9 protein-coding genes are annotated in these 11,817 nt (G+C 51.9%); 3 read left to right on the top strand and 6 right to left on the bottom strand.

Annotated features, from left to right (window positions below; all coding sequences use genetic code 11):
- The first annotated feature begins 9 nt into the window (after positions 1-9).
- From glgC to glgP, 3 genes are all read left to right on the top strand, one after another.
- A complete protein-coding gene (gene glgC / locus BIY29_RS15220; RefSeq protein WP_121575938.1) occupies positions 10-1,290 on the top strand; it encodes a glucose-1-phosphate adenylyltransferase in 1,281 nt (426 codons plus the stop codon).
- Positions 1,291-1,447: 157 nt separating this feature from the next.
- Positions 1,448-2,887: a glycogen synthase GlgA gene (gene glgA, locus BIY29_RS15215; RefSeq protein WP_121575937.1), complete on the top strand. Its 1,440-nt coding sequence runs from the start codon at positions 1,448-1,450 to the stop codon at positions 2,885-2,887.
- A 62-nt stretch (positions 2,888-2,949) separates the two neighbouring features.
- Positions 2,950-5,397 (top strand): glycogen phosphorylase, encoded by a 2,448-nt coding sequence (gene glgP, locus BIY29_RS15210; protein WP_121575964.1) that lies wholly within the window; start codon positions 2,950-2,952, stop codon positions 5,395-5,397.
- Between the two features lie 115 nt (positions 5,398-5,512).
- Here the strand turns inward: glgP and ydhT are convergent, their stop codons facing one another.
- The 6 genes from ydhT to BIY29_RS15180 all read right to left on the bottom strand — a co-directional run bounded on the left by ydhT (position 5,513) and on the right by BIY29_RS15180 (position 11,480).
- Positions 5,513-6,445 carry a protein YdhT gene (ydhT, locus tag BIY29_RS15205; RefSeq protein ID WP_121575936.1) on the bottom strand — a complete coding sequence of 311 codons (933 nt, stop codon included), beginning with the start codon at positions 6,443-6,445 and terminating at the stop codon, positions 5,513-5,515.
- A 35-nt stretch (positions 6,446-6,480) separates the two neighbouring features.
- On the bottom strand, positions 6,481-7,266 hold the full coding sequence (phsC, locus tag BIY29_RS15200; protein WP_121575935.1) for a thiosulfate reductase cytochrome B subunit: 786 nt from the start codon (positions 7,264-7,266) through the stop codon (positions 6,481-6,483).
- Entirely contained in the window at positions 7,263-7,934 is a 672-nt protein-coding gene (locus tag BIY29_RS15195; RefSeq protein WP_121575934.1) for a 4Fe-4S dicluster domain-containing protein, read from the bottom strand. The genes phsC and BIY29_RS15195 overlap by 4 nt, the downstream gene beginning before the upstream one ends.
- 75 nt (positions 7,935-8,009) lie before the next feature.
- A complete protein-coding gene (locus tag BIY29_RS15190) occupies positions 8,010-8,681 on the bottom strand; it encodes a YdhW family putative oxidoreductase system protein (protein WP_121575933.1) in 672 nt (223 codons plus the stop codon).
- Positions 8,682-8,692: 11 nt separating this feature from the next.
- Complete coding sequence (locus BIY29_RS15185; protein WP_121575932.1) at positions 8,693-10,795, bottom strand: aldehyde ferredoxin oxidoreductase; 2,103 nt, start codon at positions 10,793-10,795, stop codon at positions 8,693-8,695.
- Positions 10,796-10,850: 55 nt separating this feature from the next.
- The gene (locus BIY29_RS15180; protein WP_121575931.1) at positions 10,851-11,480 is read right to left on the bottom strand and encodes a ferredoxin-like protein; all 630 of its coding nucleotides are present in this window, start codon (positions 11,478-11,480) and stop codon (positions 10,851-10,853) included.
- Positions 11,481-11,817: the final 337 nt, after the last annotated feature.

Below are 11,817 nucleotides of genomic sequence, written 5' to 3'. Positions count from 1 at the left end.
GAGTTAGCCATGGTGAATAACGACAAAAACGATCCCCTGATGCTGGCAAGACAATTACCCCTTAAGTCAGTGGCATTAATTCTGGCAGGGGGCCGGGGAACGCGTTTAAAAGATTTGACGGCGCTAAGAGCCAAGCCTGCGGTTCATTTCGGCGGCAAGTTCCGCATTATTGATTTCGCCCTGTCCAACTGCCTCAACTCCGGGATACGGCGTATCGGGGTAATTACTCAGTATCAGTCGCATACGCTGGTGCAGCATATTCAGCGCGGCTGGTCTTTCCTGAATGTGGAAATGAACGAGTTTATCGATCTGCTGCCGGCACAGCAGCGTAACTCCGCCGCCGAGCACTGGTATCGCGGCACCGCCGATGCGGTCTGTCAGAATCTGGATATCATCCGCCGTTATCGGGCGGAGTATGTGGTGATACTGGCCGGCGATCATATCTACAAAATGGATTATTCACGCATGTTGATCGACCATGTCGAAAAAGGGGCGGAATGCACCGTGGCCTGTCTGCCTGTGCCGCTGCAAGAAGCCAGCGCCTTTGGCGTCATGAGCGTGGACAAACAGCACCGTATCCTCGATTTCGCGGAAAAACCGGAGAAGCCCATCCCCATGCCGGATAACCCGGATATGGCGCTGGCAAGCATGGGCATCTATGTTTTTAATGCGAACTACCTTTATCGCTTACTGGAAGAAGATCTTTGCGTGACGGATTCCAACCATGACTTTGGCCAGGATCTGATCCCGAAAATTGTCGCGCAACGTTCAGCCTGGGCGCATCCATTTACCCTCTCGTGTGTGACAACGGGCGAGAGTGGCCAGCCCTACTGGCGGGATGTCGGTACGCTGGAGGCATACTGGCAGGCGAACCTCGATTTGGCGTCGGTTACGCCGGAACTGGATATGTACGACCTTAGCTGGCCGATTCGCTCGGCGATTGAGTCATTACCCCCTGCAAAATTTGTGCAGGACCACTCCGGCAGTCACGGTATGACCATGAACTCTCTGGTGTCAGGCGGCTGCATTATTTCCGGTTCGGTGGTGACGCACTCGGTGATGTTTCCTCGCGTTCGGGTGAATTCGTTTTGCAGCATTGATTCGACGGTATTGTTGCCGGATGTCACCGTCGGTCGTTCCTGCCGCCTGCGCCGCTGTGTCATCGACCGCGCCTGTAAACTCCCGGAGGGTACGATCATTGGCGAAAACGCGGAAGAAGACAGCCGCCGTTTTTATCGTTCGGAAGACGGCGTTGTGCTGGTGACGAGGGCGATGCTGGAAAAGCTGTAAGAGAAATATCAGGTTTGCGCCCTCAAGATGGAGAAAGCGGGATGACGGGTGGCGTAGGAATCGTGGGTAACGAAACTGGAAGTCAAATTGGCAGGTTGTTATCGGACTCGTCATGGTGTTTCCCGCATAAAGTCATTGGGGCAAAACAGGAGTGATAATGCAGGTATTACACGTTTGTTCAGAGTTGTTTCCGCTATTGAAAACCGGGGGGTTGGCGGATGTTACCGGGGCATTGCCTGCGGCACAGATTGAGGCCGGCATGGATGTTAGGGTTATGTTGCCTGCGTTTCCCGCGCTGAAAAAAAGTATTACCAATACGCAGGTGGTGCGTGAACTGGACACGTTCGCCGGTCATGTCACCTTGCTGTATGGTCATTTTAATGGCGTCGGTATTTATCTGATTGATGCGCCGACGCTGTACCAGCGTGCGGGTAGCCCTTATCACGATCCCGCACTGTACGCTTATTCGGACAACTATTTACGTTTTGCCCTGTTGGGCTGGATGGGATGCGAGATAGCCTGCGGGCTGGATCATTACTGGCGGCCTGACGTTGTGCATTCTCATGACTGGCACGCCGGGTTGGCCTGTGCCTATCTGGCGGCTCGTAACCGCCCGGCAAAATCGGTATTTACCGTCCATAATCTAGCGTATCAGGGGCTATTTGATGCCCGGCATATGGCTGAACTTCAGCTTCCGCCGGACTTCTTTCAGGTTTATGGGCTGGAGTTTAATGGGCAGATTTCCTACCTTAAAGCCGGGCTGTATTACGCCGATCATGTCACCACCGTCAGCCCGACCTATGCGCATGAAATCACCCTGCCTGAATACGGTTATGGTATGGAGGGGCTATTGAAAAGCCGGGAAGAAGAAGGGCGCTTATCAGGCATTCTCAATGGGGTTGATGATGCTATCTGGAATCCGGCGCATGATTCGTTATTGACCAGCCATTACAACCGGGACGTGCTGGCGAATAAGGCTGAGAATAAACGGCATCTGCAAACGGCGATGGGACTTAAGGTGGATGACAAAGCGCCGGTGTTTGCCATTGTCAGCCGTCTTACCAGCCAAAAGGGACTGGATATTGCCTTGAGCGCGGTGCCTGACTTGTTGGATCAGGGAGGGCAACTGGCGGTGCTGGGGGCGGGAGATGCCCAATTGCAGGAAGGGTTTCTGGCCGCCGCCGCCAAGTATCATGGCCAGGTCGGGGTGCAGATTGGTTATCACGAAGCCTTTTCTCACCGTATTATCGGCGGGGCGGATGTCATCATGGTTCCCAGCCGGTTTGAGCCTTGCGGGTTAACGCAGCTCTATGGGCTGAAATATGGAACCTTGCCGCTGGTGCGCCGTACCGGCGGGTTGGCGGATACGGTCGCTGACTGCTCGCTGGAAAATCTGGCGGATGGTCTGGCGAGCGGGTTTGTGTTTAATGATTGTAATGTTGGATCGCTCTCCAGGGCGATTCGTCGTGTGTTTGTATTATGGTCGCGCCCAACGCTCTGGCGTTATGTGCAGCGTCAGGCGATGGCAATGGATTTTGACTGGCAGGTAGCCGCTCAGGCTTACCGTGCGCTATATCAACGCTTGTATACCCAGTAGATTTCAGGTGCGGTAGCCTGAAATATCAAGGGCATAGTGACACTTACTTGGGAATGAATATTATGAACACGCCGTTTATCTATACTGCACCAACGCTCAGTGTGGAAGCGTTGAAACATTCCATCGCTTACAAACTCATGTTCGCTATTGGCAAAGATCCGGCGATAGCCACTCAGCATGACTGGCTGAATGCCACCCTGCTGGCGGTGCGTGACCGCATGGTTGAACGCTGGCTGCGCTCTAACCGGGCGCAGCTTTCGCAGGATGTCCGTCAGGTCTATTACCTTTCCATGGAATTCTTGCTGGGGCGCACACTATCTAATGCGTTACTGGCCATGGGCCTTTATGACGATTTAAAGGCGGCGCTGGATGGTATGGGGCTGGAACTTGACGATCTTTTACAGGAAGAGAACGATCCGGGCCTGGGTAATGGCGGTCTGGGGCGGCTGGCGGCCTGTTTTCTGGACTCATTAGCCACTATGGCGCTGCCGGGGCGTGGCTATGGCATTCGTTACGAATACGGCATGTTTAAGCAAAATATCGTTGATGGGCGGCAGGCGGAATCGCCGGATTACTGGCTCGAATACGGTAATTCATGGGAGTTCCCCCGCCACAGCACACGCTACAAAGTGCGTTTTGGCGGACGTATCCAGCAGGAGGGCGCCAAAGTCCGCTGGGTGGAAACGGAAGAAGTTCTGGCTTGCGCTTACGATCAGATCATTCCCGGTTTTGATACCGATGCGACCAATACTTTGCGTTTATGGAGTGCGCAGGCCAGTAATGAAATCAATCTGGGTAAATTTAATCAGGGCGATTATTTCGCGGCGGTTGAAGATAAGAACCATTCGGAAAACGTATCCAGAGTACTTTATCCTGACGACTCAACCTATTCAGGGCGTGAGCTGCGGCTGCGTCAGGAATATTTCCTGGTTTCCGCCACGGTGCAGGACATCCTCAGCCGCCACTGGATGATGCATAAAACCTACAACCATCTGGCGGAAAAATTCGCCATCCACCTGAATGATACCCACCCGGTGCTGGCAATCCCTGAACTGATGCGGCTGCTGATTGATGAACATAAATTCAAGTGGCAGGATGCCTGGAAGGTCGTCACCCAGGTTTTTTCCTATACCAACCATACGTTGATGCAGGAAGCGCTGGAAACCTGGCCGGTTGATATGCTGGGCAAAATTTTGCCGCGCCATCTGCAATTGATTTTCGAGATTAACGAGCATTTTCTGGAGTACGTCCAAAAACAGTTCCCTGACGACAATGATCTGTTGGCGCGGGTTTCCATCATTGAGGAAACCAACGGGCGTAAAGTCCGCATGGCCTGGCTGGCGGTGGTGGCAAGCCATAAAGTGAACGGGGTGTCGGAGCTGCATTCCGATCTGATGGTGCAGTCGCTGTTTGCCGATTTTGCGCGTCTGTTCCCCAACCGCTTCTGTAATAAAACCAATGGGGTAACGCCGCGGCGCTGGCTGGCGCTGGCAAACCGCCCGCTTGCCAGGGTGCTGGACGATGCCATTGGGCAGACCTGGCGTACCGATCTTAGTCAACTGAGCGAACTGAAACAACATATTGACTACCCGGCTTTTGTGCAGAAGATCAGTGAGGCCAAGCTGGAGAACAAGGAGCGCCTGGCAGACTACATTGCGGAAAACTTAAATATCGTCGTCAATCCAGAGGCGCTGTTTGATGTGCAAATCAAACGCATACATGAATACAAACGGCAATTGCTGAATGTGTTGCACATCATCACGCTTTACAACCGCATTAAGGACGATCCGGATCTTGACCGGGTGCCACGCGTGGTGATCTTTGCCGGAAAAGCCGCATCGGCCTATTACATGGCCAAGCATATTATCAATCTGATCAATGATGTGGCGAAAGTGATCAACAATGATCCCGCCGTGCACGATCGGTTGAAGGTGGTGTTTATTCCCAACTATAGCGTCAGCCTGGCGCAGATCATTATCCCGGCGGCGGATCTCTCTGAGCAAATTTCACTGGCGGGTACGGAAGCCTCAGGCACCAGCAATATGAAGTTTGCGCTAAACGGCGCCTTGACCATCGGTACGCTGGACGGCGCCAACGTGGAAATGCTGGAACACGTTGGCGAAGAAAATATGTTTATTTTCGGTAATACCGCCGATCAGGTGGAGGCACTGCGCCAAAATGGTTACAACCCGCGTGAATATTACGATAAGGATGATGAGTTGCACCGGGTGCTCACCCAGATTGCCACCGGCGTTTTCAGCCCGGATGACACCAGACGCTACAGCGACCTATTTGATTCGCTGGTGAACTTTGGTGACTACTATCAACTGCTGGCAGACTACCGCAGCTATGTTGATACGCATGACAGAGTGGACGATTTGTATCGCAATAAGGAAGAATGGACGCGCTGCACCGCGCATAATATTGCCAATATGGGCTACTTCTCCTCCGATCGCACCATCGGTGAATATGCTGAGGAAATCTGGAATATCAAGCCGATAAGACTTTGATATGTAAATTCTTATTTTGATAATGGCGCGGCGTGGGGGCGATCTTATGCGGCGCTTTTTACTATCGGGTGGGAAAGTGGAATAGGTGCCGCCGCCGGTTGCTGTTAACGGCGATTTACCCGCACACCTCAAGTTCAAATGCATCGTTAAACCGATATTTTACCCCGGCGGTGATGCCGTTTTCGCCCTCATAGACCACCAGAAAACGGGTTCGAACGCCATCGTGATAGGTCAATGCGGCACAGCCGCCTTTACCCAGCACCAGCGTGTTAATCAGGCCGGACGAGGTAACCACGGTGTTTTCACCCGTTACCGAGATTGAAACGTTGTTGCCCGTATTGGCAATACGGTTGTCATTTCCTGATGTGCCGATTTTACACATATCACCCACATTGGCGATGGTCGTTGATTCGCCCACGCTGCTGATATAGCTGCGCATACCGCTGTTGGATATGTGTGAGCCACGGCCCGCGCTGCTGATTTTAGCGGAATTGCCACTGTTACTGATGCGTGCCCGTCCGCCTAAACTGCCGATACGACAGTGCTGACCGGCATTACTGATCTTCACTGCAAAGCCGGAACTGGCGAGCTGACAGGCGTAGCCTACGCTGGCAATGCCGCTGTTTTCGCCTGAATTGCCGATAAAGTTATAGGGGCCTGACGTGGCGACTTTGCTTGGCAGGCCAATGCAGCCGATATCCAGCATCGGGTCGCCAGTGGCCAATTGCACTTCACTGAGCATATCAGGTGTATATTTTCCAGAACGGGAACGCGGCCTTACCTGAATAACCCCGTTATTACCGTCAGTCAACCTGTCAACCATCGCCTGTGTGGCGCTTATTTCCTGTGCAATGAACGACGGCGTGTCGAAGCTGACGGCATAGCTGTACGCCACCAGGCTTTCCATCCATTCAATGTATCCGTCACACATCAGGGCATGATGAATCTCTGTATAATCACCGCCTTGCGGAAAACGGCGCAGGAACCAGCGATAAATCTGCGGGCTTACCTGTAATGAATGTAATTGCTGACGGGTAATTTTGTTCATTCTCGCCTGATATCCTGCGTCGCTTATTTTCCGCCTTAATGACGATGATAACCATCAATCATGCAGCGGAACGTTTGGGTAGGCGTTCGCCCGGTGGTACACAGATAAATATGCCCGCAAAGGAAGAACAGGCTGGCAACGGCCAGCGCCAGATGCAGCGGCAACAGCCAGGCTTTGACCAGCACAAAATCAGCCGGGAGCCACAGCGGGTTGCTTAACAACACGCCCGTCGCCAGCAAGGCTGGCAGCAACGCGTACATCACGCCAAGATAAGCAACCTGTTGCAACGGATTAAACTTGGCGCGTGGCGTGGCCGGGAACGGGTGTTCTTCCCCTTTGATGATGCCGTACAGATAAAAACGAACCTGTAGAAAGGCCCGTTGTCCCCAGCTTTTACGCTCAATAAGGTAATGATGGCCGTTGCCGCCAAACGCATTGATCAACACAAAAGCAACCCAACTGATTAATAATAGATAGCCGCACAGTTCATGCAGAGCCACCAGTATCACGGTATCTTTCACCGAGCCAACCGCGAAGTGGTTAAGTAAGCCACTGGCGAGCAACAGAATAAACAGTGACGCATTACTCAAGTGCCATAAGCGGATCGCCCGTGAGTAGAGATACACTTTTTCCTGGTGTAAGCCGACGTGAGGCCGGGCGAATTTGTAACGCAGCAATCCATGCAGGGTTAATACGCCCAGCATTCCCACCAACAAAATCCCCGCCAGAATCAGCCATACCGGCCAAAAATCAGGCGTATAGATATAAACATATTGATAAAGCTGCTCCTGAAACCGCTCTGCATTCGGCATGATATTCATACATTTACCTTTTCGACGTCATGGGGGCCGGGGCGACGATAAATATGCGGCTTACCGACATCGGGCAGTTGGTATTGATAATATTCATGGGTTTTCAGCCAGGTCTGGACGGGTTCACTGTCCTCACGCCCAAAAATAAGCGCACTCTGCGGACAGGCGCTGACGCAGATTGGCGGAAAGCCTTTATTCAGCCGCGACTCCAGACAGAAATCGCATTTATCGGCCACGCGGGTTATCGGATTGAGGTAACGCACTTGATAGGGACAGGCTGAAATACAGTAGCTGCAACCGATACATTTCGCCTTGTCCACCCGCACAATGCCGTTGCTTTCATCCCGATAGGATGAACCGGTCGGGCATACGGAGATGCAGGGCGCATCTTCACAATGTTGGCAGGCGTGGCGGAAAAAGTGATAGGTGTTTCCCTGTTCGGGGGGCGTCATGGCAATATGGGCAATGCTCATCCTTGAGGCGCCGACAGGAACTTTGTTCACTTTATGGCAGGCCACGGTGCAAATATTGCAACCGTTACACAGCACTTCGTCGTGGATCATGGCGTAGCGCACCGGTTTGTTTTTGTCTGTTCCGCCGAAGGCGGAGAAGAGCGGCGCGCTGAAAAAAATCACCGATCCCATGCCGAGCACAAATTTACGGCGTGAGCATGTCATCTTCCTTGCCTCCCAGAAAATGAGTCGTTCAAAGTCGGTTGCATCCGAAACGTCAATGCGCACTTTTTAGAACCGTTAAGGGTTGTCATATTGTTCAACCTCAATCCACTCACACAGCCCTTTTGCCTTGCCATAACTCATGAAACGTTCACTGAACAAATAAGGTTCGCCATTAGAAGCCGCGACGAGGCGGATATCCTGAAATTCATCGGACTGCTCAAAAAAGCGAACCGCGCCGTCAATCTTTTCCTGATCGAAAGCGTAGGGCGGAAATCGCAGCATCTGCACCTTGTATGGCCGCGGATAGGTTTGGCACTCAAAACGGACGGTATCGGCAATGGTTTTACAGACATCCGGCTGGTGAGTGAAAACCAAAATCCGGGCATAGTTGTGACTCATGCTGCGATCCGAGTAGTAATACCGTTCTTCATCGCTGCCGATGGAGAGAATGTCCGTACACGTTTCGCTGGCGTTGATTTGTTCAAACAGCCCTTTGATGGCCTGTACATCCAGAGCATAAGGGGCTTGTTGAAAGCACTGAATGTTGACCAGTTCGCCCGCCGCCGAACACTGGCGGATATAATCCGCCACGGCTAAAAACGGCGCTTTGGGTTCGGTAACCTCGTCTGCTGTCTGCTCACGGGGAGATAAGGGCAACAGTAACCGTCTTTTGCTTAAGTCCGGCAGGGCCTCTTGATGCGCGTCTGACTCGGATGGCCCTGATGTGAATGATGGTGTCTTATTCATAATCAATACCGCTATGCGGGAAGCAAATTCCGGGACGCCAGATCGTCGGCGACGTCTTCCATATCCAACCTGATTAGTGTCGCTCTGGTCGGACAGCCCAGTTCAGGGTCCCAACCCATTGCCGTATAGAACATCGTCAGTGATTTTTGCATATCCTCACGATCCATCTTGTCGGTGCCTTCGGTAAATACCGGGATATCAGGATCTTTATCAAATACCCACGAACAGATTTGGTCATGTTCATGGCGCATGTCTTTGGTATTCATCAGTTTCACGGTATAAGCACGGTGCAGGGTGAAGATACGTTCGGCGGCCAGATCCAGGCTTTGTTCCGTGGTATTTTCACCGGTCACCGCAGCGAAGAATTTGGCTTCCAGCGCTAAATCACCGCGATAGTTACGGCTTTTCAGCGGCGATACGGTCATCGGCCATACCCAATTACACAGCGTTACCGCGTCATGCAGGCAGCTTCTGAGGATCGTCCATTTGGCGTAGTTGATTTTGTACGGGTTAATCGGGGTGTAGTTCTTGGTTGCGTCATAGGCATCCGCTGAACCGAACAGTTCGGCGGCGACCTCTTTTTGCAGTTTTAACGGTAACCCGCTGCCGATGTAGTTAATGTGGGTGTGGGTCATGGCATCACGGTTAAACATGCAGTTGACGATGGCGCCAACCTGAGCCGAAGCCTCGTTGGCGTGGTGAACCGGAAAGCCCATCGGCGACCACAGCTTATTCTTGGTGGTCGACCAGTATTCCTCGCCCAGATTCCACCTTTGCGCCAGCAGATAAGAACCGTCCGCCAGGTGACTGATTTCACCTTGCCGGTGAGCCAGACGAAGATAGAGATCTTTAATAAACGCCGGATCGCCCGCTTCCAGCAGATCCCAACGAATGGAGGCGTATTCATCCGCCGGGAGCACGCGTTTGAAGACGTTATGTGAATAGCAGTACACAAAATCGCGCTGTAGTTGGGCGTAGTTACACCACAGCCCCATATCGTCAAACAGGTTTAATGCGACAAAATTGGCGATGACTTTACCATCCCCTTTTTCCTCAAAGTCTTTGGGGCCGTGCGGGAACAGTGAGCTATGGGCGGTTTGGGCGACACAGGTGTTGCCGCCGGTGGTTGGGACGCCGTATTCGCTGGCCTGCGGGACTTTCAACTGCGCTGAACAGCGGATCGGGCAGGAGTGACATCCACCCATTTTCACCGTGTACTTTTCAGCGGCAGGCCCCAGATCAAAGACCGACTTCATGGTACGGAACCCGACGGTATTCTGGTCGCCGGGGGGGATCTCGCCGGTTTCAATCGGGCCGCCTTCTGCGGCTTTCCAGTACAGCCCCTTACGGGCCGTCCAGCGTGATTTAGGATCGGAATATTCGGCCCAGGCTTGTGGCGTGCTGGGCACCACATGGTTATTATTCGCGCCGATAAGCTGCGTCATCATGTAATCGTTCAGGTTTTTAAGTTCTTCCCTGTCCGATACGTTCACCCCCCTGGTGCCTATTACCGCGATGGCTTTCAGGTTTTTGGCGCCAAGTACCGCGCCGGTGCCGGCTCCGCCGCTGTGGTTACGGCTGTTCAGAATGCCCGACAACGGCACCAGATTTTCTCCTGCCGGGCCGATAGCGGCGACGCAGGCTTCCACATTGGTGGCGCGGCAAATTTCTTCTGTGGTGTCGCGGGTTCCTTTTCCCCACAGGAAAGCGGCATTTTCAATGCTGACCTTATCATCCTGAATATTAATCCACACCGGGGTGGCTGATTTCCCTTCAATAATAAGGGCGTCATAACCGGCATATTTCATATAGGCGGCAAAGAATCCGCCCATATGGGCGTCAATGACTAAATTACCGCGGGTAAAGGTAGAAAGCGTGGTGATATTAACGCGTGAACTACAGGGGGCGCCGGAACCGGTTAACGGCCCGACGGCAAACACCACCTTATTCGCTTCGTCAAAAGGTTTGGTGCCCGGTGCGACTTCGTCATACATAATTTTATAACCAAATCCCATTCCACCAATAAATTTTTTATATTTACTGGAATCTTCTTTGGTAATGGCGCCCGTGGTTAAGTTGATGCGTAATATATTCCCAGTCCAACCGTTGATCATAATTTATTTCCTGCGTGTGAAGCATCGTCATGGATAGATATAAAAACCGAACGACTCAGATCGTAATATTTTTCCAGTCGATGATACTCAATGCACCAGTAGGGCAAGCGGCAGCGCATTCGCCACATAAATTACACTTACCGGATTTTTTGATCTGTGGATTTACCGTCGCCATCATCCACGGGCAGGCGGTGGTACAGGCGGCACAACCAATACAGCGCCTGGCATCCACCGTAATACAACCCTGCTCCTCGTTATAAGCGATCACGTTGATCGGGCAGACCTTCATACATTCGGGATCTTTACATTGCCGACAGGTGTCGGTAGTAAAATTGAGATCGCCATACAATCCGCCGCCAGAGCCAATACCGCCATCACCGTAATAGAAGTGGCGGTGGATTTTCACCCGTGAGAAGAAGGAACCGACGCTACCGTCGTTATAGGTAGTACAGGCGGTTTCACAGCGGTGGCAGCCAGTGCATCTGGCTCTTTTGGTTACCAGTACCCCCTTCGGGGTGGTGGTCAGCCCGACATTGCCGCTGTTAATGTCTTCCTGTCGGCATCCCAATAAGGAAAGCAGTGCTGGCGCGACAGTGATTCCCGCCAGACCTTTGCCTGAAATACGCAGGAATTCCAGTCTTGTTAATCCCAGATCCAGTAAAGGACGTTCAACCTGATTCGGCATTTAATTCTCATCCCCCGAATAAACCCATAGCAGAATGTCAAAGACCAATTTTATGGATAATATACTCGTCATACTTCAAGTTGCATGTGCGTTGGCTTCATTACTCGCCTGAATGACAGCCTTATTTCACTGCGGGTCATGCTTTTTACACAAGACCGTTTTTATGTATTCCATTAACCTTATTTATAATGTGGTTATGGCGTTTTTTATTCTGTGATTAAGGTCTTATAAATTATTTATTTTGAATATATTTATGGTTATTGATTCTTATTCCTATTCTTATTCACCGGATTTAGAGTAAGATATTGATGGATGTTTTTAACGGATAGATAAATAT

This window comes from Brenneria alni, assembly GCF_003666245.1.
Classification (GTDB): domain Bacteria; phylum Pseudomonadota; class Gammaproteobacteria; order Enterobacterales; family Enterobacteriaceae; genus Brenneria; species Brenneria alni.
The sequence above is the reverse complement of the archived record's forward strand: the minus strand, read 5'-3'. Positions and strand labels throughout refer to the sequence as shown.

Coding starts and splice junctions, on each gene's coding strand:
- glgA (WP_121575937.1), top strand. CDS start 1,448: ATGCAGGTATTACACGTTTGTTCAGAGTTGTTTCCGCTATTGAAAACC.
- BIY29_RS15185 (WP_121575932.1), bottom strand. CDS start 10,795: ATGATCAACGGTTGGACTGGGAATATATTACGCATCAACTTAACCACG.
- ydhT (WP_121575936.1), bottom strand. CDS start 6,445: ATGAACAAAATTACCCGTCAGCAATTACATTCATTACAGGTAAGCCCG.
- phsC (WP_121575935.1), bottom strand. CDS start 7,266: ATGAATATCATGCCGAATGCAGAGCGGTTTCAGGAGCAGCTTTATCAA.
- glgC (WP_121575938.1), top strand. CDS start 10: ATGGTGAATAACGACAAAAACGATCCCCTGATGCTGGCAAGACAATTA.
- BIY29_RS15180 (WP_121575931.1), bottom strand. CDS start 11,480: ATGCCGAATCAGGTTGAACGTCCTTTACTGGATCTGGGATTAACAAGA.
- BIY29_RS15190 (WP_121575933.1), bottom strand. CDS start 8,681: ATGAATAAGACACCATCATTCACATCAGGGCCATCCGAGTCAGACGCG.
- BIY29_RS15195 (WP_121575934.1), bottom strand. CDS start 7,934: ATGACATGCTCACGCCGTAAATTTGTGCTCGGCATGGGATCGGTGATT.
- glgP (WP_121575964.1), top strand. CDS start 2,950: ATGAACACGCCGTTTATCTATACTGCACCAACGCTCAGTGTGGAAGCG.